Here is a 25509-nt window from a genome sequence, read left to right as displayed (position 1 = left end):
TCCCTGGCGTCCCTGCCGTCCCTGCTGTCCCTGCCCTCTCCAACTTCTTTCCTTCGTGGTCTTCGTGCCCTTCGTGGTGATATCCCCGTCAGGAAAGCACGCGGAGGCTGTGCCGAATATGCTTCACCCCCGCCGCCACCCGGCCGCCCCCCACCACCCGAAATCGCGCCGCCACATCCCGCCACAAATAGCCCTGCCCCTCGGAGATCGGCATCATCACGAGGTAGTTGCCGGGCGCGAAATCCAAATCCGGAATGTGCGCCTCGCACTCCACGCGGCCCTCGTGTATGCCGTCCAGATACCCCTCGTACAGCGTCGTCACAATCCCCATCAGCAGGCCATCTTCCCGAAAGAAATTCAGGGTCACGCTCAACCCGTCAACACGCCGCCGCAGCGTGAATCCAAAGCGGATCACCACCGCGCTGTGCACCGGAATCTCCGAGCACGACTGGCCATCGACGGACAACGTACAGGTAACCTCCTGAACGTGATCGAAGCCCGAATGCACCGGTCCGTAGAGGTGGTCCGTCGCGCGCGGCGGCGGCGGCGCACCGGCCTCGCCCGCGACCGGATCGGGCGCCTCCTTCAGTTGCGATTCCGCCTCCAGGAACGCCAGGTAGGCCCGAACCGTCTCCAGGCAAGCCCCGCTGGCCATCACGCGGCCCCGGTGCAGCCAGATCCCTTGCTCGCACAGCTTGATTGCCGAGTTGTGGCTGTGCGACACATACACCATCGTGACGCCCTGCTTCTTGAGCTGCTCCATGCGCAAAAAGCACTTGTTCTGATACGCGTAGTCCCCCACCGCGAGCACTTCGTCGATGAGCAGGATATCCGGCCGCAGATGCACCGCCACCGCGAAGCCCAGCCGCGCCTTCATCCCGGAGCTATACGTCTGCACCGGACTCTCGATCGCCTCCTCCAACTCCGCAAACGCAATCACCTCGTCGGCCATCGCGCGGATCGCGCCGCTGCCAAAGCCGGAGAGCGACGCGGCGTTGTAGATGTTTTCGAGGCCCGTCAGGGCCGGGTTGAAGCCCGCGCTGAGATTGATCAGCGCCTGCACGCGGCCCTCCAGGCGGATCCGGCCGGTGTCGGGACGGGTCAGGCCGTTGAGCATCTTCAGGAGCGTGCTCTTGCCCGCGCCATTGCGCCCGATCAGCGCCAGCGAACCACCGGCCTCCAGCTCGAACGAAACATCGCGCACCGCCCAGAATTCATCCTTGCGCAACGCCGCCGGGCGCGGGCGGCCAAGCAGCTCGCGCATCAGGTCGCCCAGCCCATAGGAGAGATGCGTCTGGGCATGGCGGGAGTAGCGCTTCGAAACGCCCTCGACCCGGATCGCCGGCGCCATGCTCACGCCCGCTCCGCAAGCACCGGCACGGACAGATGAAACGCAAACCAGCCAAGCAGAAAGAGCCCCGCGAGTCCGCCGCTCCACGCCACGAGCGCCAGCGGATCGTGAAACTGGTTCGCCGTCGCCAGATCGCGCAGGTTCGTAATGAGCACGGCGGCCGGGTTAATCCGGATCAGCGTCTCGGAGGCGATCACAAAGAACACCGGCGTCGCGAAACGGAGCGGTAGAATCACCAGGCGCACCGCGCGCTCAACGTCGTTGTACACGGCGTTAAACGGAGCCAGAATCAACCCGAGCGCCACGCCGCCCAGCACCAGCAACGGGTAGCACGCCAGAAACTTCAGGAAACCCAGCGGCGTAAACGCGCCCATCGCAACGGTGAACACCAACAGGACGGCGATGCGAAATCCGCTGTTGAACAACACCCGGTAGAACACCGAAAGCACCAGCGCCTCGGGCGGCGCCTTGACCTGGGTCAGCAGCCCGCGCGAGGCCGGAAAAATCCGCACCGCGCCAAGCCACGCCTCCGCAAACGTCAGGTACAGCAGCATGCCATAGGTCACAAAAAGCGCGTACGGGATCGCGAGATCCCCAGGGTGCAGTATCCCTGCCCGCATCAGCACGTAGAAGATCGCCCCGAAAACCAACGGATCCGCCAGATCCCAGAGCAGCCCAAACGCGGACTTGGCGTTGGCCCCCTTCACGTCCTTCAACGCAAGCCGGTAAGCCATGTAGTGCCCGTGCGCCACCCCGCGCGCCATGTCCCGCAAAACCTCGCGCCACGCGCGCGCGCGCGATTCCGCCCTGTACTCCACAACGGGCTTGCTCACGGTTCCGGGCCCGCCGGGGACTCGGGCGCTTCGCCGCCGCCCTCCGGCGCGGAGCCCGCGTCCGCCCCGGCCTCGGGTGGAGCCGCGGGGGCGGCCGGATCCGCGTTGCCTTCGGGCGCGGAAGAAGCATCGGCCGGCGGCTGCATATCGGGCTCGGCGCCCGGCGGCGCGCCCTCGATTTCGGGCGCCGGCAACTCCAGCGGCGCGCCCGCGCCGCCCGGGAAGAGATCCGCAATCCCGCCCTCGCTGGTTGTCGGCGGGGCCCAGCCGCCCGGGCGCGCCTGCCCGCTCGATCGCGCGGCCTCCACGGCCCGCGCCTGCGCGAGCACATGTTGCGCGTCATTGGCGAGACCCGCCCGTTGAAGCGCCCGCGCCAGCGCATAGTACGATTCCGGATCCGACGGATTCACGCGCACCGCCTCCTGGTAGGCTCCGATGGCCTGTTTCAAGTCGCCGCCGTATTCAAGCAACTGCCCCAGGTCAACCCAGAGAAACGCCGTGTTCGGGTAGCTTTCCAGCGCGGCGCGAAACGTGCGCAGGGCGTCCTCGTAGCGGCCGGTCTTCCCGAGCACCCGCGCAACCCCGCCGGCCGCCCGCACGTTGGCCGGCTGGAGGGCAAGCACGCGCCGGTAGCCTTCCATACTCGAATTGAAGTCCCGGATCTGCTCGTAAATATAAGACAAATTCAGGATCGCGTCCGGCGTATTCGGAGCCAGCGCAAGCACCCGCTGGTACGCCTCCGCCGCCCCCGCAAGATCCCCGGCGTCCTCCAGCGGAAACGCGATCCGCATGTACCCCTCCGGGTCGCGCGGCTCCAGGTCGATGTACTGCCGGAACGCCTGCACCGACCCCTGCAAATCCCCGGATTCGTAGAGCAACTGGCCGGTGTTGAAAACCGCCACACTGTCCTCGGGACACAGCGCCAGCAGCGTGCGGTAGGTCTCCACCGCGCGCGGCAGGTTGCCCTGCTCGCGGTACGCCGCGCCAAGCCCGCCATACGCCTCGCGCAGCTCGGGATCCAGATCGATCGCGCGTTCGAAATCCGCCATGGCGCCCTGCGCGTTCCCCTCGGCCGCGCGCAAAAAGCCCCGCCCCGCCCAGGCCTCCGCATAGGTCTCCGAAAAGTTGATCGCCAGGGAGAACAGCGTCCCCGCCAGTTGCGACCGCTGCGCGCCCTGCATCGCCAGCCCCATCTGCGTCAAGGTCATGGCGATCGCTTCGCGGTTGTTCAAGACTACGTAGCGCGCCGGGCTCACGCACGGAAACGGCAGGTATTCGGTCAGGTAATCCCGGCTGGGCTGCAAACCGCCGCGCGCCGTTGTCTCGATAAAAAAGTAGGGCGGCGCGTTATACGCCACAAGCACGTGGCCATGCCCCGCCACCAACTGAAGCGGCAGGCCCGTGCGCTTGCCAATTGCCGCGTAAAGCAGCGCCATACCCACGCAATTCCACTGCTTCTTATCCAGCACCTGGTCCAGACCAACAAAAATTTCGGCGGACTGCACCGCGCTGTTGGCGAACTCCTTCTCCTGATACAGGAAACGGGCGAGCCGCCCGGCGACTTCAAGCGTCTGACCCCGGTTGCCGATAATAGGCTCGAATTCCGCCGCAAGCGCGTCGAGTTTCGCCAGATACGCCTGCGTGTCCACCGGCTGGGCAAGTTGCGCCGCCAGCAACGCCACCTCCGCCAGATCCGGCTCGACAGACGCATCCGCGGCAAGCGCCTGGAGCCGTGCCAGCGGCGTGTTCGCCGGCGCGGGCCCCAGCCCCCCCGGAAGCGGAGCCGCGCCGGGCGCGGGTTGCAAAGGCGGCGGAGCAGGCGCCCCCGGCGAAGGAGCCGCGCCTGGCCCGGGCTGCAAAGGCGCCGGCGTGGGCGACCCCGGAAGCGGAGCCGCGCCGGGCGCGGGTTGCGTCGGCGGCGAAGCAGGCGACCCCGGAAGCGGAGCCGCGCCGGGCCCGGGCTGCGTCGGCGCCGGCGTGGTGGGCCCGGGATCCGGCGTCGCGGAACGGCCGGTGTCGGCGGCACGCCCCGCCGGATCCCCCGGTTCCACGGAGTCCCGCTCCGGACCACGCGCGGACCCCGGATCGGACGCCTCCACGGATTCCTCCACCCGCTCGGGCGCGCCCTGCTCCAGCGCCGGCTGCGCGGGCGCCGCGGCGTGAACGGCCAGCACCCCGGCCACCAGCGCGACAGAGACCAATACCCGCATCCGCTCCAACATGGCTTCCAGACGGGACGATAACAACATGATAGCCCTCAACGTTTGCGGCGCCACCCAGCGCCCGCGCCCACAAGGACATGCGCCAGACCGCCCAGCGCATTGTAACGCCCGCCCCGGATACGATTAAAGAAGCCCCCCGTCCACCCCGTCCACCCCGTCCACTCCGTCCACTCTGTCCACTCTGTCCACTCTGTCCACTCTGTCCACTCTGTCCACTCTGTCCACTCTGTCCACTACGTCCACTACGTCCACTACGTCCACTACGTCCACTCTGTCCACTACGTCCACGCTGTCCACTCACTCATCCAGCGCAACAATCCGAAAATCCTCATTCTCAAACATCACCTCCCCAACGTCCCCACCGGCCCACGCCGCCGCCGTCGCCGCATACGGCGCCGCGGCGCGCAGGCCAAACATCCGGTAATGCCCCATCGCGCGCTTTCGACCCATCTCCCGCTCCCACACGTCCGGCGCCAGCATCACGAGATAGCGCGGAACGTTGTGCTCAAACCAGCGATCCAGATTTTCGGCCACCCAACGATTCACCGGCAAGATTTCCTCGTCTGTGAGGTCCTTGCGCGCGGCATTCACACGCGGCCGCGGCGTACCGGTCACCGCGACGTTGTAGTAATAGGCATTTCGTCCGCCCGGACCCTCGATTTCCGCCAGCAGCCACGACACCTCCGGAAAATAGTCCAGCATGATGGCGTCCCCGGGCCCCAACTGCCCCTGAAGCGCATCCCGAAGCGCGCGGACCGGCGCCGGAACGCGGTAGAACACGCGCTCCTTCCACGCGCTCCCCAGCGTGACCCGCTCCACACAAAATGCGGCCGCCACGACAACCAGCGCAACCGCAGCGGCGCGCGCGGGCGCCATCCCCGCCCGCTGGAGCATCGCCCGGACCCGCCCGGCGGCCCACACGGTGAGCGCGCCGAGGAATGGCATCGCGAGCACCACATGCGCGAAGTAGTAGCCTTCGTGATTGAAGGAAATCCGGCGCATGGCGTAGGCCGCGAAAAACGCCACCCAGAAATAAAGCGCAATGCCCGCCAGCAGCCGGTGGCGCGGCAAACCAAAAGCGAGGATTGCGGGCAGCAGGAGCCATTGCAAGGGCGTCGAAAAATTCCGGTTAAGCACGGCCCGGCGCACGCGGGCCAGCCATTCCTCGAAGAGTTCGGCAAAGCCCATGGCGCTTCGTGCATCGTCGAGGATGCGAAGGCCGGGATCCGCGCCGTGCAACACCTGGTTCACAAAGAATTGCGCCGTCGGCCACGAAAACGCGATCGCCAGGAAGGCAACCCGATACCGCATCGCAAACGGCGCAAGCGCGGCGAACAGCAACGCAGTGGCGTAGTTTTCCGGGCGGCTCATCCCGGCGCACCCGACGGCGATTCCGGCCAGTAGCAACCAGCGCGCGCGGCCGGTCAATGCGGCGCGATCCGCCAGGTCCACGGCCAGCAAGAGGAACATCGTCGCCCAGATGAACGTCCACCCGGACAGCGTGACGTAGTGGAACAGCGGCATGCCCAGGCACCAGGCAACCGCAGCGGCCCCCGCCCAGGGTCCCGCGCGACGCGCCGTAACGCGGTAGAGAAACGCCAGAAGCGCGGCCCCCGTGACGGCGTGCAAGACCAGAATGCCGCGCACGCTGTAGCCGAACAGCGTGAAGAACAGCCCGTGCACGGTATAGGTCAGCGGCGCCGGGGTCTGCTTGCCGCGCCACCAGATGTTCTCCCGAAACCACCCGCCCCAGTCCAGCGCCACCAGCCTGTGGGCGGTCACGAGTCCCGTGCTCGCCACCGTGGGCTTGTTGTCGGTCCACCGAAACCACACCGCCGCCAGGCCGAACAGCAGGAACAAGGCGATCAGCGCCCAGGCGACGCGGCGGGCAACGCGCGCGCGCGCTTCGCCATACCCCACGGCCTCGACCGCGTCGTAGGCCAGCAGCCAGCGCACCGGATCGATCCCGCGCCAAACGGCGGTCGCTTCAGCCATTCGTCTTCTCCCATTGCGACTCAGTCCACCGCACCGTGTAGTCCGCCACCTGGCTTCGGCGCTTCGGGCGGGTGGCGTTGCGCCAGCGCGTCCGCACAAACAGAAACATGCGCCCCGTCCACTCCAGCGGCAGGATCTGAACCACGCCCCGGGCCAGCCGCGTGCGGCCCAGGCAGAACACCAGCGCGATGCCCAGCCCCACCGCGCGCTGTTTCCGCGTGCGGACCGCCGTGTACCCGTACTCCGGCGCAGCCTTCCCCATCCAGCGACGCAATTGAATCCGGCTCCAGACCGCGATCTTCTTGTTGTACAGGCCGTGCGCGTGCATCGCCCGGGCATCGTCGCGATCCGTTTCTTCCGCCGCAATAACCCCCGCCCGAACGCAATCGCCGAACACCTCCGCGCCACGCGCCGTGCGCACCGCAATCAGGCTGAAGCCCTCGTGCCGCGCCTCGTACCGCGGGGCCCACGCGTCGCCGAACGCGATGTCGGACAGTTCGTTGGTCAGGTCCACACAGAGCAGCGAACGCTCCACGGAATAAAACAACGTCATGTAGTTGGCGTAGAACTTATCCAGTTCCAGCGCCGTTCCGTTCCGCAGCGTCACCCGCAGCCTGCCGGGCCAGGCCCCCGCGCGGTATTCGACTTTCGACACTTCGTCCAGATCGCGGATCCCGTGTTTGCGCAGAAACGCGGACACCGCGGTGAAATGCTGGATCGCGCCGCAGTAGGAACCGAGGATCACCGCGATCTTCGCCGTGGCCGGATGCCCGATCCGCTCCAGTTTGCGCAGCGCGTGCACCTGGTCGGGCAGCGCGACAATCGCCACACGACCGGGAAAGACTTCAATCTCCCGGAGCACGGTGAGCAGGGGCGCGAGCGAATACTTGCTCTGCTGCGATAGCATCAGGGTATCCCGATCCGTCGCGATGACCGCGCGCGGCAACAGCGGCGCCGCCGGATCGTCGATCAGGCAGACAACCCCCTGCACCGCCCCGGACTCCAGCAGGTGCAGCGCCATCGCCGTGATCGCGCCGCCGCTCGCGCCGCCCGCGCGAACCGCCGGGTCGCTCGCCCACGCCACATGCCACGACTCCGCATGGCCCAGCAGCATGTCCGCCGGCACGCCCCCCATCACCGCGCGGTTGAGGGCCGCAAAATCGACCGATTCCCCCGGGCAAACGTCGCGGCACAGGCCGCCGCAATCGCCGCAATCCACGGAATCGTCAATCGCGGGCAGGCACGCCCCAAGCGGGTCCCGGAAGCTGATCTTCTCCGCGGGGCATATCCCCGCGCAGGCCCCGCAGCGGGTGCACAGGCCGCCCTGGATAATGCGGTCGTTCAGGTAGGCCAGGGCGTCGCACCGCGTGGCGGCCATTATTGCTCCCTCCTCGTTCCCAACGTTTCAGGTTTGGTAATTCTCTGGCCGTCTGAAACTGTTACCCTCGTCGCACCCAACCGTGGCGGCTCTGGGTGATCGAACACCGTCATCCCCACGAATGTGGCTGTCGGCTTACTTAACTCACCCTACACTATGGAAGGAGTGAGCAGATCCGTCATCCCCGCGAACGCGGGGATCCAGCGACGCGAACGCACAAACCTTCGAATTCCACTGGATTCCCGCCTTCGCGGGAATGACGAATACATCCAATGTAAGTAAATCATCTCGTATCGGCGAACACCTTACTTCAGACGGCTAAGTTGGCAAGATCTCGAGGCCCTCGCGCGTGTAGCGGCGCTTGAGGACCGCCTTGCCCTCCACGATGTCCACGCCGACCAGCTCCGCCTCGGTCTCCAGCTCCTGCGGCTGAAAAAAGCCCGTCGATGCGAAAGAAAAGGCCCGCTCCCGGGTCAATTGAAGCGCAAGCTGCACCACCGGCTCGGAGATCTCGATGAAGTCGGTCACTTCCACCGCGTCGTCTTCCACCACAATCTGCCGGTGCACCCGGCCCACGCCCGGTCCCGCCGCCACCGCGCGGCTGCGCAGATAATCGAGCAGGGCGCGGCGAAGAACAGCCGGCGCCGCCAGGTTCAGCACGCGCAGCGCGACATTGCGCCACGGCGTCACGCGCACCGGACGGTTCACCACCAGCCGCGCGGAAAGCCGCGCCGTGTTGCCTTCCGCCCGCGCATCGGCGCCGGCGTCCAGGTGCTGCGTCGTCACGATCTGGCCGTCGGGAATGTCGCCGAAGTAGCCGGAGTCCACATAGCTGTGCTCGCCGAGGTCCAGGTGGAAGACGCCGCCCTTGCGCAGGTTCGCGACGAGCTTCACCGAGGGCGATTCCACGGACCACAGCCCCGCCTGTTCGAACCAGGTCGTGCCCTTGCGCGGCGGCGCCGGCCACGGCTTTGGCGTGTGGTCGAGTACGGCCTGCGCCGCGAGCAGATAGAAGGGGCTCAGGTACGCCAGGTAGCGATCGTCGAGGCAGCGCGTGATGATCGCGTGGTACTCGCCCTCCAGGTGCGTCACAAGAAAGTTGTACAGCCGCGCCCCGGCGTCGTGCGTCTCGGCGTCCAGCACCGCCCCCAGCGGAATCAGGTACTCCGTGTTCCGGCTGCCGTACTCGCCGCCGGCCGTGCCGTCGCGGTGGAGGAAATGCTGGAGGAAACCGGCGCACCGGTCCGCCATGGCGCGGGCGCGCGTATCCCCGGTGCGGCCAGCGATCAGCGCGAGATAGCTGTGCGCCAGTGAACTGTACCCGATATCCGCCCCGCCATACTCCGGAAACCAGCCCTCCGTCGTCTGCATTTCCTCCAATCGCTCCAGCAGCGCCTGCATCCCGTGGTCATAGCCCGGCTTACGATCGAGCGCGTGCAGGTTCATGAAGGCCGCCGCCGCCCCCGCCACCTGGTTGCCCGCCATGGCCTCGTCCGTCCGCGAAAGCCAGCCCGCCGCGCGGTTGAGCATGTCCAGCGCGTCCCGCCGCACCGCCGGCGTAAGATTCGGCCCGAGTTGCAGCAGGGTCTCGGAAACGCAAAAACCCACAAACGCCGTGGCGGCGTAGGAGTCCTGGCCCCGGTACACCTCGTCGAAGCAGCCCGAGGGCCGCTGGATGTCCGCCGTGTACGCCAGGATGCCCTCGATCCAATCCAGCAGATCCGGCATCTTGAAGTACGGATTCGGCGGCAGGTCGAGCTTCCACACCAGCGCCAGCGCCAGCACCAGCTCCTGCATCTGCGCGTTGGGGATGTCCTCGATGCGGTAGTGCCAGTGGTTACGGCAGCAGCAGCCATAGGTCGGCGAGTGGAGATTCCGATCCACCTGCGTCAGCAGCCGCGGGATCTGGTCGATCATCGGCCCGGCGAATCGCTCGGCCGCTTCCTGGGGCGATATCGGCATCAGGCGCTCCCCGGATCCAGGTCCACCGGCATCCCGGTACGGAGCGATTCCATCGCCGCGAAGGTCTGCCGCGTGACCGACGTCATGGCCGCCATCGGGATCGGCGCCGCGCCGCCGCGGCAGCCATCCAGAAACGCCCGAGCCTCCTCCACAAAGCCCTTCTGCTGCGAGAGCGCGCGCCGGTGAAGCCGCCCGCCCGGGCCCTTCGCCACGAGGCGGCGGTAGTTGTATAAAAAGGCGCTGCTGCCGGCGCGATGCACTTCGAGATACTCCTTGGGAAAGGCCGTGTTGCCGTTGGCCGCAAATACAATCGTGGCGACGCCGCCATCGGCGTACTGCGCGGTGATCGTCACCGTATCATAGCCGGTCCCCGCCGCGCCCGTGATCGATGTCGCATGGATCCGCATAGCCGACGCCCCGATCAGAAGACCGGCAACGTCCAGGTAGTGGCAGCACTCGCCGATAATGCGCCCGCCGCCTTCTCGCTCGTCGTGCACCCAGTGCTCGGGCGGCAGCGCGCCCGCGTTCACCCGGTACAGGATCATCGCCGGTTCATTGGAGAACTGGAGGTAGTCGCGCAGCGCCAGCAGCATCGGGGAGAAACGCCGGTTGAATCCGGCCATGAAAATCCCCGAGGAAGCGCGCTCGGCGGCCTCGATGGCTTCCAGTTCCGCCGCGTTCAGGCACAACGGCTTCTCACAGAACACGTGCTTCCCGGCCGCCAGCCCCGCGCAAATCAACGCCGCATGCTCGCCATGACGCGTCGTGATAATCAGCGCGTTCGTGTCCGGATCGCCGATTACGTTTTCCGGGCGGGAGACCGCCTCCCGTGCGCCGAACTTCCGGCCCGCGCTGACTGCCGAAAGTCCGCCCGCGCTCGCGATCCGGGTGAAGGCATCGGCGCCTGCGCGCCGGAAGGCTGGTATAAGGACCCCCTGCGCGAAACGCCCCGCGCCGATCAACCCGATACGAACCGAATCCACCGCCTGCTTTCCGGCGGGCGTCATGCGGCCGGACGCGCCGGACCGCACCGCGCCGGAATCCGCCTTCAGCGGGATTGGCGCGTCCGACGCCAGGTCATAGCCGGGGTATTCGATTACAATGCCCAGCGCGCGATCGCCGCCGCCCTCAAAAAGCGGCTTGAGCGCGTCCGCCGCGTCCGCAATCGGGATCCGGTGCGTGATAAGCCCCGCGACATCGAGCCGGCCCGACCCGATCAGCCCGAGGATCGCCTCCATATTCCGCTGCATGGTCCAGCGCACATACCCGATCGGATAGTCCTGGCCGGCACGCTCGTAGGCGGGATCGTAACGGCCCGGACCGTATGCGCGCGAAAACTGGACTCGCAATTCCTTCTCGTAATACAGCCGGCGCGGTAGGGCGCACTCCACGTCGCCGACCACGACCACCGTGCCCCGATCCCGGGCCAATTCCCCGGCCAGGCGAAAGAGCGACGCGCCCCCGCCGGCCGCGCACACCAGCACGTGATCCGCGCCCGCGCCCAGGTGGCCCGCCAGCGCCGCCGGATCATCAAAAAACTGGCCCCGAGGATACCGCGCGCGGGCAGAGGCGGCCTGCGCCGGGTCGGGGTCGTAGCCAAAAACCGACGCGCCCTGTATCTCGGCCAGCGACGCGCTCAGGTGGCCCAGCAATCCCAGACCAAGCACGAGCACGGTCTCGCCCGTCTGCGCGCCGCAAAGCCGCAGCGCGTGCAGCGATACGCTCGCCACCGTGGCGAAACAGGCCGCCTCGTCGGGCACGCCATCGGGGATCCCCGCCAGCATCGTGTGCGGCACGGCATTGACCTCGGCGTGGTTCGCGAATTCGAAGCCCGCGCACGCCACGCGATCGCCCGGCCGCACCCCCGCGCAGCGGTAACCCGCCTCCAGCACCACGCCGCAACTGCTGTAGCCCAGCGCCACGGGACTGCTCACCAGGTTGCGCACCACGCTGATCGTATTCAGCAGCCCGTCGTTCTTCGCGCGGTTCCACACCTGCTTCACCAAATCGGGCCGCCGCCGGGCCTTCTCCCAGGGCGGCGCGGCCGCCAGCTGGTACACCGCGCGCTCCGTGCCCAGGCTCACCGCCGAGCAGGTCGTCGCCACGAGCGCGCCATTCACCGGGCACGCGGGCACGGGGTACTCGTCCACACCCAGCGCCCCCGTCTTGAAATTCTGCGTCAATACCTTCATGCGCCGCCCCGGGTCCGGTCCCGCGCCAGCACGCGGTTGCGCAATTGCAGCACCAGCCGCCGCAATTGCACCACCTGCCCCGCGCTGAAGGAAAACAGGAGAAACTGCACCCCGCTCACAATAAGCAGCAAGGCGACGATCAACAGCGGACGCCCGCCCGCGCGGATGCCGTGCGCGATCGACTGGTACGCGAGCGCCGCCATCAGAAACACGCCCGCCAATATGCTGATCAGCCCCGCCGTGCCCATCAGCAGAAACGGCGCCTGGCTGAAGGTGAACATCAGGTGCGAGTAAATGTAGCGCGGCGCGTTGAAGTTCGATTTGCGCGCGCCCTTCTCCCAGCGCAGCACCGCCGGCGCCTCACCCACCCGAAAGCCAAGCGCCTCCGCCTGGGAGATGATCTCCAGGTGGATCTCCTTGCCATCGGATTCGAGATACAACGCGTCGATCACCTCCCGCCGGTAGCAGCGCGTCATTCCGCTGAGCATCGTGATCTGGGAGGCGGACGCAAAGCGCAGGATCCGGTTGCCCACCCGGCTCAGGAGCGCGCGGTAAAGCGGCACGTTCTCCAGCCGGCCCCCCGGCGCGTGCGGCGACGCCACCACCACATCGCAACCCTGCGCCTCCAGCGCCTCCAGCAGGGTCTCGACGATATCCGGCCCCCAGCTCAGATCCGACTCCGTGGTCACGATGATCCGCCCGCGCGCATGCCCGAAGCCGGTTCGAAGCGCGTAACCCCGCCCCCGGTTGCGCGGGTAGCCGTAGGGCCGGATGCGCGGCTCGTCGGCGGCCAATTCCGCCACCTTCTCGCCGCAATCGTCCGTGCTCCCGTCATTGACGACAATCAGTTCCCACGACCGAGGCAGCCGGTTAAGCGCCGCCACCAAACGCCGAACATGGTCCCGTATCCCCCCGCCCTCGTTGTACATCGGACAGATCACGCTCACACTCGGCGTGCTCGTATCGGCGGCGACGGGGGTGGTTTCCATAGCTCCTCGGAAGCGGGTTTCACACACGGCCCGCCATAAAAACGCAGTATAACGGCCACCCCGGCAAAATGACAACCGCCAAAAACCAATCGAACCACCCCATCCGCCCCATCCACCCCAACCACTCAGTCCACTCAGTCCACTCCGTCCACTCAGTCCACTCAGTCCACTCTGTCCACTCCGTCCACTCCGTCCACTCCGTCCACTATCCCCCTAAAGCCTAAAGCCTCCAGCCTAAAGCCTGAAGAACTTGCAGGTACTTAACGTTCGGTATAAAATACAGCCATACACACAAACAATGCCCTTAACCAGGCCGCAGGCCGGTTCCCGAGACCGGCCCCGTGGTCTTTCTGCGGCGGGAGAGGTTTCCCTTCCTTCCTCCCCGCCGCGTTTTTCATTTTCACGATATGCTACACTGCCGCTTTCTCGCAGAACCTACCCGCAGTGCCCCAGGAAAGCCGTCTGAGTTCATGTCCAAATTCCTACCCTTTCTCCGAAAAAACTGGAAAACCATCGCAGTCATCGGCGCAAAGCTCGCCTTTATCGCCGCACTCTTCGTCTTCCTCTTCCGCCCCCAGACCTTCGGCCTCGACAGCGGCCTCTTCAAGGATCTGACCCCCGCGTCGGTATGGGCCGCCGTCCGCGCGATCGACCCCGCCACCGCCGCCTTCTGGTTCGGCTTCGCGATGGTCATGAAGCTCGCAGGCATCTTCGCCGGCATCACCCGCTGGCGCATCCTCCTGCGCGCGCAGGGCGTCCATATCCCCTACTGGTACCTCACCAAGTGCTGGTTCTGGGGCCGCGCCATCGGCCTCGTCCTCCCCGGCACACTCGGGCTCGACGGCTACCGGCTCGTGGAGTCCTCCCGGCACACCGGCGAGGTGATCAAATGCGCCACGGTCATCGCCGTGGAAAAGCTCACCGGCTTCATCGCGCTGTTCTCGCTCGTCTTCCTCACGCTGCCCCTCGGCCTGCGCCTCTTCCCGATTAACCTGGCCCTCCTCGCCGCCGTGCTCCTCGTCCTCGCCTGCTTCATCGCCGGTACGCTCCTGCTCCTCCTCCAGCCCCGGATCATCCAGGTGCTCGTCGCGTCCCTGCCCGTACCGGGATCCCTCCGCGGCAAGGTGAACAAGCTCGCCGTCGCCGCAACCGCCTACAGCGCGCACCGGGGCGCCCTCTTCCGCGCCCTCGGCCTCGGCCTCTGCGTCCACCTCGGCATCTGCCTCATGTATTTCGGTACGGCCTCCGCCATCCGCGCGGAAAACACCGGCATCCTCGAAATCCTCTTCGCCAGCCCCCTCCTGATCGTTGGCTCCGTCTTCGCCCCCACCGTCAGCGGCGTCGGCGTCCGCGAAGTCGTCATGACCACCCTGCTCGGACCCGGCGCCGGCCACGCGCAGGCCCTGCTCTTCGGCCACCTGGGCATGTGGTTCGGCGAGGTCATCCCCTTCATCCTGAGCCTCCCCCTCCTCATCCTCACCGGACGCCCCAACCGCGAGGCGCTCCTCGAAGAGATCGCCGAGGTCCGCGCGGCGGCCGGCGCGGGCGCGGATGGCGAAGCGGACCACCAGCTCCCCCCGGAGGTCCTCAAGCAATACCGCGGCCTCGTGCTGGGTGCGCTCTGGGCCGGGGCGCTCGCCGGCCTGATCGCGGGCGCCGCCGTCGGACTCGTGGAAGCGGGCTGGGTCTGGCGCACCCTCCCCGGCCTGGCCGACGCCGGGATCTTCCTATGGCCCGTCCTCGTCTACGGCCTGATCTTCGCCGCCGCGGGAAAGGGCGCCGCCCTGGGCCTCGTCTTTCTCTATCTCCTGGCCGATCGCTTCCCGCCCGTGCGCTGGACCTATGCGCTCGCCTTCGCCGCCGCGGCCTTTGCCGGCGGCGCGGTGATCGGGCTCTACCGCGTGCGGCGCGACGTCTTCGACGGACACATGCCGGACGCGGCCGCCCTGGCCATGCTCGCGGGCGGCGCGCTCGCCCTCGCGGCGGTGGGCGCGGCGCTCCTCTTCCTCCTCGCGCGCGCGCTGGACCGCGTCACCGCGCGCCCCCTGCCCCGGATCGCGGCGGGCGTCGCGCTCTACGGGATCTTCATCCTCGCCGGCCTGGCCCTCGCGCGCAGCCTCGCCCCGGCCCTGGCGGCCGCCCCCTTCACTCCGGTCCCCGGCGCAAACGGCCCCAACCTCATCCTGATCGCCGTGGATACGCTCCGCGCGGACTACCTCCCCGCCTACAACCCCGAAATCGAAACGCGCACCCCGAATATCGACGCCTTCCTGGCCGACGCCATCCGATTTGAACGCGGCTATGCGCAGGCCTCGTGGACCAAGGCCTCCTTCGGCTCCATTTTCTCCGGCATGTATCCCGAGTGCCACACCGCCTTCACCAAGACCGCCCGCCTCCCCGAGGACGTCGAAACCGTGGCGGAACTCCTCCAGGCCGGCGGCTACTACACCCAGGGCTTCGCCAACAACCCCAACATCACCGCCCTCTTCGGCTACGACCAGGGCTTCGTCGAGTACGTCGACCTCAAGAAATCACTCCGCTTCGGAGCCACCGATTCCGCAGCAAAGCTCGCCATGTACGAAGTGCTCCTCAAGGCCCGCGAAATCGCCAACCGCCGCCTCCGCCGCCCCATCGAAGTCACCGACTACTACCAGCCCGCCCCCGCCGTGAAGGACGAGGTCCTGCGGTGGCTCGACAGCGGCGCCGCCCCCGACGGAACCCCCTTCTTCCTCTTCGCGCACTTCATGGACCCGCACGACCCCTTCATGGACCCCGATTCCCCCGACGGCGGCTACGGGCGTAAGCGCCTGGGCAACCCCGACCCCGAAATCTACCTGGAGAAAATGCGCCGCGCCTACATCCTCGAGATCGAACGCCTCGACGCCGCCCTGGGCGAGCTCTTCGCCGGGCTCAAGGCCCGCGGCCTCTACGGCGACACCCTCATCGTGCTCACCGCCGACCACGGCGAGGAATTCCACGAACACGGCGGCTGGTGGCACGGCCAGACGCTCTACGAAGAGCAGACCCGCGTCCCCTTCATCATCAAACTCCCCGGCAACGCCCGCGCCGGCGAGGTCAACCCCCACTTCGCCCGCAACCTCGACCTGGCCCCCACCTTCCTCCACTTCGCCGGACTCGAAAAAGGCGCCATGATGCAGGGCCAGGCCCTCTTCGACGCCGCCGGCAACCCCACCAACGCCAACATCGGCTACAGCTACGCCGAAAATAACTTCGAAGGCATCGTGCTCCAGTCCGTACAAACCCCCACCCACAAACTCATCCGCGCCAACGAAGGCAACAAGCGCAACCTCGCCCCCCGCGAGTTCTACGACCTCGTCGCCGACCCCCGCGAACAAACCAGCCGCGACGGCGAGCCCGCGCTGGCCCCCATCCAGTCCCAGCTCGACCAGACCATCGACGGCTACCTCAAAATCTGCGAAGAAAACGCCATCGACCCCACCCACGTGGAAATCGACGCCGCCACCCTCGAAGCCCTCGACGCCATCGGCTACCTAGACAACTGACCCCAAAGGACCGATGCCCCCCGCCTGTCAACTGCCAACTGCCAACTGCCAACTGTCAACTGTCAACTGTCAACTGTCAACTGCCAACTGCCAACTGCCAACTGCCACGCTGGCCCGCGCGCTACCTTGCGGCGATCAAACGGACACGCTTGTCTGGGGGAGTACGTTCCTAGCCATATATCGCGAGGTAGAGGTCCTGCGGAAAGGCTTCGAAGAGGGATTCCAGCGACTTCACCGCGTTTTCGAGCGCGGCGCGCAGATCCGGCGGCAGTTCGCTGGCCGGGGCGGCGGCGATCAGGCGCTTTCCAAGCATTTTCTCCACTTTGCCGCGCAGGTCCCGCTTGTAGCGCGCGTCCATCGGGCCGATGGCGCCGAGGAACGCGTCCTGTACGGCGCGGGCGGCGGCCTCGTCCAGTAGGCCGCGCTTCACGCCATACTGCAAGTCGAGCACGGTGTTGTGAAAAAAGAGGAAGAAGTCGGGAAAGACGAGACTGGTGTTGCCCTGGTCGATGTCGTCGTTGATGAACGCGACCATTGCTTCCTTGAGCGTGGCCAGATCGGTTACCAGCGCGGCGGGCGACGCGAAGGCCCCGGCGCGAAGCCGTTCGGCCAGGCGGCGCTGCCAGAAGGTGTCCAGGGCGCTTTCGATGGTGTCCTCGCGCAGACAACAGGCCACCGCCTCCGGAATGTAGTGTGTTTCCCCGCCCGCCTCGCGGGTCGTCGTTCCTATTGTTTCGGGTTCACGCGGTACGGAGATATTGAGTGCGCGAAACGCGGCGGTATCGATGCAGAGGGCCTCGTTGGCGACGGCTTCCGCGGCGGTGGAGCGCGCCATGCCGGCCGCGGGGTTGAGGCGCGCGACGCGCCAGCGGTCTCCGGGCTTGTCCTGGTGGAAGTCCTCCACGCGGCCGCCGGCGCAGGCGGGACGTTCCGCGCCATGTTCCAGCGCCAGCATGAAATACGGGAGCGCGTCGATCGCCAGGGCGCACGTGGCGGGCAGGGTCGCCAGGAATTCGGCCCGCGTTTCCGCCAGGGCCCGCGCAATCCAGGATTCGCCCGGCTGGGCGCGCACGGCGCGGCAGGGCGGCGCGCCGGCGATGGCTTCGAAGGCCGGATCCTCCGCATCCTCGACGAGGATCAATTCGGTGATTGGGTAATACTGCTCCACCACCCCCGCGAGGATGTCCCGGAGGTACGGCGCGTTGTCCCGCAGCGGCAGCGCCACGGCGACGCTGCACTCCCGGGGGAGCGGATCGAGGTAAAGGTCGCCCGTGTAGCGCTGTGCGGCCTGGGCCTGGGCCTTCCAGAGCGTGACGTCGCGCTGTGCGTTTGCAAGTTTCAGGGAGACCGCCGACACCGTCCCGGCCTGTTCGAAGGCGCCCTCGCGCAGCAGGTATGGGATCAGGAGGTTGGCCGACAGCGTATCGGGAACCTGCCATTGCAGGCACTTGTTCCAGAGGCCGAGCGCGCCGTCGGTGTCGCCCCGATTCAGGAAGGCCTTCAACAGCGCATGCCGGATCCACGGTTCCGTGTCCGCGTCCGCGAGCGGCAGGAGCGCGCCGGGCGACGTGCCCTGGAATAGCTCGAAGGCCAGCAGGTCCTGCTCGTTCTTCGGGTCGAGATCGGTCGCCAGCGCGTCCAGCTTGTCGAGGGCGCGGCGGGCGGCGTGGAAAAACAGGAGGCCGGCAAAGACCCGCTCCTCGTGGGCCCGCGCTTGCAGCGCGTTTTCCTGGTACTCGGTAACGGGGTTCATTGCGGCTCCCGCCGGGACTCGCTCCGGGATACCCGGAAGGCGCTCACGTTACTGCGCCATCGGGAAGAGCAGCTTCTGGATCTCGGGGTCGTTGAAATTCGCCATGGTGACAACGGTGACGCCGGTGTCGATGCGTTTTTCCACCGGATTGCCGGCGATGGCGTCCAGCGCGGCCTTCACACCGAGATAACCCATGCGGTAAGGGTTCTGTACGATGAGCGCCTGAATCGAACCGTCCTGAAGGCCCCGGATCTCCTCCTCGGCGGCGTCAAAGGCCACCAGCTTGATTTCGCCGGCGCGGCCCGCCGCCTTCAGCGCCTGCGCCGCGCCGATCGCCGCCGGTTCGTTCGTGGCGAAAATGCCTTTCATGTTCGGATCCTGCACGAGCATGTCCTGCGTCACGGACATGGCCTTCTCCACGTCGCTCTGGCAATACAGTGTCGCGCTCACCCGGATATCCGGATAGGCCGCGATGCCTTCGAGGAAGCCGTCTTCGCGCATGTTCGAGGTCGCCGCGCCCTTGATAAAAGGGATCAGCCCGACGCTGCCGCTACCGCCGATGAGATCGGCCAGGGTGTCCGCGGCCATGCTCGCGCCGGCCACGTTGTCGGTCGCCACGAAGGAGGCGGGCAGATCGGAGGCCACGCCGGAATCGATAGTGATCACGGGGATGCCCGCGTTGACGGCCTGTTGCACGGTCGGGATCAGGGCCTGCTCGTCGCAGGCGGCCATCACGATGGCGTCCACCCGGGTGGCGATCATGTCCTGCACGATGTTGATCTGTTTTTCGACTTCGGTTTCTTTCGCGGGGCCCTGCCAGATGACCTGTGCGCCGCCCTCCGCCGCCGCCGCTTCCGCGCCGGCCTTGATCGTCAACCAGAACTGGTGCGCGAGGCCCTTGGGGATGACCGCGATGCGCAGCGCGCGGCCGGCCGGCTCTCCGCCGGGTTGCGCCGCGCCGGGCGCCGGCGCGCCGGCGGGCTGGCCGCCGCAGCCGGGCAGCGCGAGGCCGGCGGCCACCGCGAGCATCAACGCGCCCGCCAGGCGCCGCGCAGGGCGGACGTTCCAGGAACCTGTGGTGAAAAACGGTACAACCTGCATGGTCAAAATCCTTCCGTTTCGGGTTACGCGGCTCACCTCGGGATGTAATACTGCTGCCGGGTGCTCTGAATCTCCACGGCAATTCCGTGGTTGCGCACGTCGATCAGTTTCGCATTGGTTCCGGGAAGCGTCTCGCCAATAAAGATCTTTTCGAGGTTGATCACCGCGCTCCCCATCGGGCGCTGCGCGTTCGCCTCGTTCAACATATTGAATTTCAGCGTATCAAGCCGGTATTGCGCTTTCTCGCTCCGGCTCAGCATCGGCAGGCTCCGGATGTCCTCCGGAACCGGGCGCGCCGGCCGGGTGTCGTCCCGGGCGGGCTCGGGCACAAAGCGCTCGTAGCGGACCTCCTCGGTGAAAGCGACGACGGCCGGGGATTCGCTGACCGGCTCTTCCCGCCTGGGAGCGGGGCGGGGCGGACGCGATTCCGTGCGCGCGGCGGTCTTGACAGGCGCCGGGGGAGCTTCCTCCGCCGGGGGTTCCTCCGGCGGCCGGGTTTCCGCCGGGGCGCTGGCCGGGTCGGGGGCAGGCGGCGCGAGCGCGGGCGCCGCCGCCATCATGGCCGGCGCGACGTGTGGCGGCGAACCTGTGGCGGCGGAAGGTTGGGCGGAGCGAAGCAGCAGAATAGAGAGGACTACAGACACGCCGATGACGAGCATGGTGAAAACGCCGCCCGCCAGCACCAGGGTTACCGGGGCCAGGTGAACGCGGTCGCGCGGGGCGGGCGCGGATCCAGCCAGCAGCGATGCCGCGCTGAAGTCCGGCGCGGTGGCCAGCTCCGGCTCGCGGATCGGGGGCGCCGCCTGGGCGTGTTTCTCCGCCTCAAGTTTTTTCAGGGCTTCCAGAATGGAGCTCATGCCCGGAACCTCAAACGTCATCTGCGTCTGCCCGGCTGCATCCGCCGGCAGCGCCTATTGTACTGGTCGGGGCCGGGTTACGCCAGTTTTGCCCGCGGCCGGTTTCGGCTTTCGCGCGGGGCAGCGGGCTATGGCGCGGGCCGGAGCACCGCCACGCTGTAGGCGGGTATCTGAAGGACGATCTCGCCTCCTTCCGCGGTCAGCACGGTGTCCGTTTCCAGCGCGCGGTAGTCCCCGGCGTTTTCCGCCGCCACGCGCACGCGAAGGGGCCGTTCGAATTCATTGACCACGATATGCCACACGCCGTCGGGCGCGGCCTTGCTGCGGATGGCCACCGAGCGGTCCAGCGATCCGTTGGTGGGGCCAATGGCCACCGGCGGCGCGGGCGCGTCGGGCGCGGCGAGCACCGGCTGCAATGATTTCAGTTCAGCAATCACCTCCAGCAATTCCCGCCAGAATTCGGAGTCCTTCTCCACGTAGTGCGAACCCCAGTACAGAACGCCGCGCGCGCCGTGCACGATGGCGTCGTAGGCCATGAAGCGGGTTTCGTCCTTGCGCGGGCGGCGCAACAAGGCCCGCTCCTCGTCGGTCCGGTCGGTCTGAAAGTCGCCCCAGCCCGTGCCCTGAAGCACCATCCATACGGGCTTGTCGGGGGCGGCGGCCTGCATGCGCAACGTGTAGGCGCCCACCGATCCCATCGTGCGGTTCGCCAGGTCCGAGTGCCGCGCCATGGCCGATTCCGGCACGGGGTAGATGTCGCAGCCCACGATGTCCGCGCCCCGGTTGAAGAAGGCCAGGTCTTCGATGGTGTTTCGGGGGGCGTGATTCATCCACACGGGGTGGGCCGGATCCAGCGTGCGCAGCGCGCGGTAGCCTTCGATCATACCTTCGCCGAGTTTTGCCGCGCGTTCGGGGGCGTTTGCGCGGCCGAAGCCCGGCCTTGGAATCGCCTGTCCGAGCGCGGTCCAGATGGAATCCGCCAGCGCCTCGCCCTCGGCGAACCGCCCGAATCGGTAAAAGTCGAGGACCCGATCCAGGTCCGCCCGCAGGCGCGCCGCCAGGTCCGCATCCTCCAGTGCGCCGATTGCCGCGTCCAATTGTTTCGGCTCTTCGTTGCCCCGCCAGACATCCGCCATATACCAGGCGTTCCACAGGGCCTCGTCGGGCACTTCCCACACCAGCAGCGCGGGGTGATCGCCGTGGGCACGGACGGCCTCGGTGAGCCGGGCCTCGCGCGCCCCGCGGTCCTCGCTGAAATCGATGTTGTAGCCCGTGTTAAGCCACGCCCAGGCGCCCGCCGCATGCAGGCGATCCAGCGATTCCCCTGTTGGGGAGGCATAGACGAGGTTGACGCCCGATTTCACCGCGTCCTGGAGCGCCGCGTCATCGGACGGGTTTTCGTAGAGGCCGATAATGAAGGTCCGCTGGCCATTCACCACGGCCATCCCGTCCGGGTCGATGGTCATTTCGGCGGTGTGTCCGTGGAGGGCGGAAAGCGCGAGCGCGGCGGCAAGAATCGCGTAAGAACAGCGGTGCTGCATGGTACTAACCTTTCGCGCCAACGAACTTGTCGTCGTCTTCCTTGAAGAGCACGTTAAACGTCGTCAGGCTGCCGTAGGCCCGCGTGATGTACAACTGCAACTCCGCTTTTTCCGACTCGCTCAGCCCGGCGTGGTTGTTGAGCTTCTGTTCGAGCACCCGCAGCTTCTCGCGCACCGACGTGATCTTCTTGAAGAAGACGTCGATCGGAATCTCCTTGGCCTGGTGGGCGGGGTCCGCCGGTTTGAGCACGAGCATGCCCCCGTCGAATTTTTTCGCGATGAAATGGCGCCCGGCGCCCATCTCCTCGTGCAGCACTTCCTTCATGACGGCCTTGAACGCCTGCCACGTCATTTCCATGGAACGAATCTCCCAATGCGTGTCGCGCGTTAATTGCGCCGCGCGCTCCCGAAACTTACAATACCCCCCTGACCATCGTATACCAACAGGCGGTGTTTGTAACAGCCGCCGGGGAACCGCCATGAAGTACCTGCTGCCGCTCCTCACCCTCTCGCTGCTGTTCGCGCCGTTCGCGCGGGCCAATTCCTATCCGGGCCTTGAACGTCTCGAAAAACACGAACCCTTGCTGGATTTCGACACGCCGGTGCGGGTCTGGGACGAGGCGCTGCCGCTGGGCAATGGCGCGCTGGGGGCGCTGGTGTGGGGCGATGGCCGACCGCTGCGCATTTCGCTTGACCGCACGGACCTGTGGGATTTGCGGCCGGTGCCCGAATACCACAGCGAGGAATACGACTACGCAACGATGCAACAATGGGAGAAGGAGGGGCGCATCGACGACCTGTTGCGGCTCTACGACAACCCCTACCACCGGCCCGCGCCCACGAAGATACCCGCAGGGCGGATCGCCCTGACCCTGCCCGCGGGCGCGGCCTTCGAGCGGGCCGAGCTGGGCGCGCGCAATCCGGCGGCGATAGTGCGGTTCCAGGGCGGCGCCGCCCGCGTGTGGATTCACGCCACGGAGCCGGTCGGCTTCATCCGCTTGACCGGGCTGAAGCCGGAGGCGGTCGCCCTGGAGGCCCCAGCCTTTGGCGGCCAGGAGCCCGGCGAAGCGAAGCCCGCCATCAGCGCCGGCGATCTGGCGCAGCTCGGCTACGGCCCGCCGGAGACCCGGAGCGGCGACGGCTGGCGGGCGTGGATCCAGGAAGGCTGGGGCGGCTTCACGTTTGCGGTCTACCTCGGCTGGCGCGAGCGCGATGGCGCGTGGGAGGGGGCGTGGAGCATTGCGACGAACAATGGGGGCGCCGACCCGTTTGAGGCGGCGAAGGCGCAGGTGGCGCGGGCCTTTGGCGGCGAACGCAAGGCCCTGGAAGCGAGCCACGCGGCGTGGTGGGAGCACTACTGGGGGAAGTCGCTGGTGGCGGTTCCGGATCCGGTGGTGGAGCGGCAGTGGTACCTCGATACATACAAGTTTGGCGCGGCCAGCCGCCAGGGATCCCCGCCGATCACGCTGCAGGGGCCGTGGACCGCGGACGATGGCAAGCTCCCGCCGTGGAAGGGCGACTACCACCACGATCTGAACACGCAGCTCAGCTACTGGCCGGCCTACAGCGGCAACCGCCTGGAGGAGGGCCAGAACTTTGTGGACTGGCTCTGGGAGACGCGGGAGGCGTGCCGGGACTGGACGCAGCGCTTCTTCAAAATGCCGGGCATGAACGTGCCGATGACGGCCGACCTGAACAACAACCAGATCGGCGGCTGGCGGCAGTACACGCATTCCGCGACGACGGCGTCGTGGCTTGCGCACCATTTCTACCTGCACTGGCAGTTCAGCGGCGATGTGGACTTCCTCCGGAACCGCGCCTATCCCTACCTCCGCGACTGCGCGGTGTTTATCGAAGCGGTGACCGCCGAGAAGGGCGCGAACGGGCGCCGCACGCTGCCGCTAAGTTCCTCGCCGGAGGTGAACGACAACAAACCCGAGGCGTGGTTTGACGGGATCACGAACTACGACCTGGCGCTGATGCGCTGGCTGCTCGGGGCCACGGCGGAACTGGCGGAACTGACCGGGAACCCGGACGATGCGGCGCGCTGGCGAACGGTGCGCGACGAACTGCCGGGGTGGAGCCTGGGGGACGACGGCAAGCTCCTGATCGCGCCCGATTACCCGCTTCCGTATTCGCACCGCCACTTCTCGCACCTGATGGCGATTCACCCGCTCGGCCTCATCGACCGCGCGAACGGCGAAGCCGACGCGCGGATCATAGAAGCGTCCCTGGCGGATCTGGAGGCGCACGGCACGAAGAAATGGACCGGTTACAGCTTCTCCTGGCTTGCGAGCATGTATGCGCGCGCGGGCGACGGCGAAAAGGCGGCCGAAGCGCTCCGCACCTTCGCCACGGCCTTTGTGCTGCGAAACAGTTTCCACTGCAATGGCGACCAGAGCGGCGCGGGCATCAGCGACTTTACCTACCGCCCGTTCACGCTGGAGGGCAACTTTGCGTACGCGGCCGGCCTCCAGGAGATGCTGTTGCAGAGCCACGCCGGGGTTATCGAGGTGTTTCCCGCCGTGCCCGAGCGCTGGCGCGCCCTGTCCTTCACCAACCTGCGCGCGCGCGGCGGGTGGATCGTGTCCGCGTCCCGATCGGGAAGCCGCGCGCAGACGGTGCGCATCGAGGCAACGCGCGGCGGATCGGTGAAGTTCCGGTCCTGGGTTACGGGACGCCTTTTCGACGTGGTGCTGGAGCCGGGCGGGGTGGAGGAATTCCACGCAACCTTCGACGCCCCGGAAATCCGGCGCGGGGGCGCGCGGTAGGCTATTCCCGCAGGAGCACGTCGCAAACGAGCCGGGCGCGCTGAAGCGCCTTGCGGAACAGCGGCCGGCGTTGCGCCTGGCCACGGAGCCCCACGATCAGCTTGCGCTGGATGCGATACCAACTGAGCCGGGGCGGCTTTGGCTGCGTCGCGCCGCCGGCGGCCTCCAGCGGCGCCCACAGGCTTTCAGGCGGGTAGCCCAGGGTTGCCAGGTCCGCGGGGTCGAGGCTGTCCACAATGCCGCGCACGAAATCGCGCTTCGCGGGGTCCGCCGCCAGTTCGCGCGCCCACTTGTCGACCGAGGCCGTGGTGGGGCGGTCGTGCTGGTTCACCCCAATCGGATCGCCCAGGCCGCCTTCGTCCGTGCGGCGTGATGCGCCGTACGCGATCGCGCTTTCTTCGAAGGGAATACCAAGGTGGTCGCAGATGGCCCGGAAACCGGACGCGGGGTCCGCCACCAGGTCTTCATACCGGACATGGATGAACGGTACGGCGTCCTGCCGGAGGAAGGCCGCCAGCGCCGGCGCGTAACGGTTCAGGATCGGGTTGTAGGCCTGGGCGGCGGCGTAGTCCCCGCCGAAAAAGGAGTTCGCGTAGGACGCGAAGATCGCCGCCGGATGCCGGGTCAGCACAACATAGTTGGCGTCTGGAAAGACCTTCGCGACAAACGGTAGAATAAGGGCGTAGGCTGGCGTCTTGTCCAGGCACAGGCGCGCCGCCGACCCGGCCATGTACTGGCCGTAGAGCACGTTGCAGTAGGCGCGGCAGGCCTTCCAGTAGTCTTCCTCCCCGTTCGGAAGCTTCGACACGAAGAGTTTTTGCGATTCCGCCGCGAGCACGTGGTCATAGGGCGCCTTGTCGACCTGATTCCATACGCCCAGGTGCGCAAGCGGGGTGAGCAGGTGGGGTTCGGGCCCGCCCTGGACCGCGGGATGCGCGTCGAGCATGCGCTCCAGCAAGGTGGTTCCCGAACGGGGCGAACCGATGACGAACAAAAGGGAAACCGGCATGGGCGGGCTCCGGTTGTGGCGGTCGCGCGCA

The 25509-nt window shown here is 67.2% G+C and carries 17 protein-coding genes; 2 read left to right on the top strand and 15 right to left on the bottom strand.

All coding sequences use genetic code 11. From position 1 onward, the window contains the following. Positions 1-88: 88 nt before the first annotated feature. From KF886_24115 to KF886_24075, 9 genes are all read right to left on the bottom strand, one after another. Positions 89-1351 (bottom strand): ABC transporter ATP-binding protein, encoded by a 1263-nt coding sequence (locus KF886_24115; GenBank protein MBX3180447.1) that lies wholly within the window; start codon positions 1349-1351, stop codon positions 89-91. Between the two features lie 2 nt (positions 1352-1353). Next, positions 1354-2184: a hypothetical protein gene (locus KF886_24110; GenBank protein ID MBX3180446.1), complete on the bottom strand. Its 831-nt coding sequence runs from the start codon at positions 2182-2184 to the stop codon at positions 1354-1356. Further along, positions 2181-4433 (bottom strand): tetratricopeptide repeat protein, encoded by a 2253-nt coding sequence (locus KF886_24105; protein ID MBX3180445.1) that lies wholly within the window; start codon positions 4431-4433, stop codon positions 2181-2183. The genes KF886_24110 and KF886_24105 overlap by 4 nt, the downstream gene beginning before the upstream one ends. A gap of 96 nt (positions 4434-4529) precedes the next feature. Then, complete coding sequence (locus tag KF886_24100) at positions 4530-4685, bottom strand: hypothetical protein (protein MBX3180444.1); 156 nt, start codon at positions 4683-4685, stop codon at positions 4530-4532. A gap of 18 nt (positions 4686-4703) precedes the next feature. Continuing rightward, positions 4704-6401 carry a glycosyltransferase family 39 protein gene (locus KF886_24095; protein MBX3180443.1) on the bottom strand — a complete coding sequence of 566 codons (1698 nt, stop codon included), beginning with the start codon at positions 6399-6401 and terminating at the stop codon, positions 4704-4706. Continuing rightward, on the bottom strand, positions 6394-7779 hold the full coding sequence (locus KF886_24090; protein MBX3180442.1) for a Coenzyme F420 hydrogenase/dehydrogenase, beta subunit C-terminal domain: 1386 nt from the start codon (positions 7777-7779) through the stop codon (positions 6394-6396). Before KF886_24090 ends, KF886_24095 begins: the two co-directional genes overlap by 8 nt. A gap of 318 nt (positions 7780-8097) precedes the next feature. Next, on the bottom strand, positions 8098-9741 hold the full coding sequence (locus KF886_24085) for a hypothetical protein (GenBank protein MBX3180441.1): 1644 nt from the start codon (positions 9739-9741) through the stop codon (positions 8098-8100). Further along, on the bottom strand, positions 9741-11933 hold the full coding sequence (locus KF886_24080; protein ID MBX3180440.1) for a bi-domain-containing oxidoreductase: 2193 nt from the start codon (positions 11931-11933) through the stop codon (positions 9741-9743). The genes KF886_24085 and KF886_24080 overlap by 1 nt, the downstream gene beginning before the upstream one ends. Next, positions 11930-12922 (bottom strand): glycosyltransferase family 2 protein, encoded by a 993-nt coding sequence (locus KF886_24075; GenBank protein ID MBX3180439.1) that lies wholly within the window; start codon positions 12920-12922, stop codon positions 11930-11932. The genes KF886_24080 and KF886_24075 overlap by 4 nt, the downstream gene beginning before the upstream one ends. A gap of 470 nt (positions 12923-13392) precedes the next feature. Between KF886_24075 and KF886_24070 the strand changes: the two genes are divergently transcribed. After that, positions 13393-16446, top strand: a complete 3054-nt coding sequence (locus tag KF886_24070; protein MBX3180438.1) for a sulfatase-like hydrolase/transferase — start codon at positions 13393-13395, stop codon at positions 16444-16446. Positions 16447-16615: 169 nt separating this feature from the next. On the opposite strand, the gene KF886_24065 is transcribed toward KF886_24070, so the two are convergent. The 5 genes from KF886_24065 to KF886_24045 form a co-directional block, all read right to left on the bottom strand. After that, positions 16616-18199: a glycosyltransferase family 2 protein gene (locus tag KF886_24065; GenBank protein MBX3180437.1), complete on the bottom strand. Its 1584-nt coding sequence runs from the start codon at positions 18197-18199 to the stop codon at positions 16616-16618. A 48-nt stretch (positions 18200-18247) separates the two neighbouring features. Further along, complete coding sequence (locus KF886_24060; GenBank protein ID MBX3180436.1) at positions 18248-19228, bottom strand: ABC transporter substrate-binding protein; 981 nt, start codon at positions 19226-19228, stop codon at positions 18248-18250. Between the two features lie 104 nt (positions 19229-19332). Further along, positions 19333-20157, bottom strand: coding sequence for a hypothetical protein (locus KF886_24055; protein ID MBX3180435.1), 825 nt, complete (start codon positions 20155-20157; stop codon positions 19333-19335). A 128-nt stretch (positions 20158-20285) separates the two neighbouring features. Continuing rightward, positions 20286-21698 carry a hypothetical protein gene (locus KF886_24050; GenBank protein ID MBX3180434.1) on the bottom strand — a complete coding sequence of 471 codons (1413 nt, stop codon included), beginning with the start codon at positions 21696-21698 and terminating at the stop codon, positions 20286-20288. Between the two features lie 4 nt (positions 21699-21702). Further along, positions 21703-22056: a hypothetical protein gene (locus KF886_24045; GenBank protein MBX3180433.1), complete on the bottom strand. Its 354-nt coding sequence runs from the start codon at positions 22054-22056 to the stop codon at positions 21703-21705. Between the two features lie 121 nt (positions 22057-22177). On the opposite strand from KF886_24045, the gene KF886_24040 reads away from it, so the two are divergent. Further along, complete coding sequence (locus KF886_24040) at positions 22178-24469, top strand: glycoside hydrolase N-terminal domain-containing protein (protein MBX3180432.1); 2292 nt, start codon at positions 22178-22180, stop codon at positions 24467-24469. 1 nt (position 24470) lies between these two features. On the opposite strand, the gene KF886_24035 is transcribed toward KF886_24040, so the two are convergent. Further along, complete coding sequence (locus KF886_24035) at positions 24471-25478, bottom strand: sulfotransferase (GenBank protein MBX3180431.1); 1008 nt, start codon at positions 25476-25478, stop codon at positions 24471-24473. Positions 25479-25509 lie beyond the last annotated feature (31 nt).

The sequence above is a fragment of the Candidatus Hydrogenedentota bacterium genome (assembly GCA_019637335.1).
Lineage (GTDB): Bacteria > Hydrogenedentota > Hydrogenedentia > Hydrogenedentales > JAEUWI01 > JAEUWI01.
Note: the sequence above shows the minus strand (reverse complement) of the source record. Positions and strands in the feature narration are given on the sequence as shown.

Coding starts and splice junctions, on each gene's coding strand:
- KF886_24095 (MBX3180443.1), bottom strand. CDS start 6,401: ATGGCTGAAGCGACCGCCGTTTGGCGCGGGATCGATCCGGTGCGCTGG.
- KF886_24075 (MBX3180439.1), bottom strand. CDS start 12,922: ATGGAAACCACCCCCGTCGCCGCCGATACGAGCACGCCGAGTGTGAGC.
- KF886_24065 (MBX3180437.1), bottom strand. CDS start 18,199: ATGAACCCCGTTACCGAGTACCAGGAAAACGCGCTGCAAGCGCGGGCC.
- KF886_24060 (MBX3180436.1), bottom strand. CDS start 19,228: ATGCTCGCGGTGGCCGCCGGCCTCGCGCTGCCCGGCTGCGGCGGCCAG.
- KF886_24050 (MBX3180434.1), bottom strand. CDS start 21,698: ATGCAGCACCGCTGTTCTTACGCGATTCTTGCCGCCGCGCTCGCGCTT.
- KF886_24055 (MBX3180435.1), bottom strand. CDS start 20,157: ATGAGCTCCATTCTGGAAGCCCTGAAAAAACTTGAGGCGGAGAAACAC.
- KF886_24040 (MBX3180432.1), top strand. CDS start 22,178: ATGAAGTACCTGCTGCCGCTCCTCACCCTCTCGCTGCTGTTCGCGCCG.
- KF886_24090 (MBX3180442.1), bottom strand. CDS start 7,779: ATGGCCGCCACGCGGTGCGACGCCCTGGCCTACCTGAACGACCGCATT.
- KF886_24080 (MBX3180440.1), bottom strand. CDS start 11,933: ATGAAGGTATTGACGCAGAATTTCAAGACGGGGGCGCTGGGTGTGGAC.
- KF886_24105 (MBX3180445.1), bottom strand. CDS start 4,433: ATGTTGTTATCGTCCCGTCTGGAAGCCATGTTGGAGCGGATGCGGGTA.
- KF886_24085 (MBX3180441.1), bottom strand. CDS start 9,741: ATGCCGATATCGCCCCAGGAAGCGGCCGAGCGATTCGCCGGGCCGATG.
- KF886_24115 (MBX3180447.1), bottom strand. CDS start 1,351: ATGGCGCCGGCGATCCGGGTCGAGGGCGTTTCGAAGCGCTACTCCCGC.
- KF886_24045 (MBX3180433.1), bottom strand. CDS start 22,056: ATGGAAATGACGTGGCAGGCGTTCAAGGCCGTCATGAAGGAAGTGCTG.
- KF886_24070 (MBX3180438.1), top strand. CDS start 13,393: ATGTCCAAATTCCTACCCTTTCTCCGAAAAAACTGGAAAACCATCGCA.
- KF886_24035 (MBX3180431.1), bottom strand. CDS start 25,478: ATGCCGGTTTCCCTTTTGTTCGTCATCGGTTCGCCCCGTTCGGGAACC.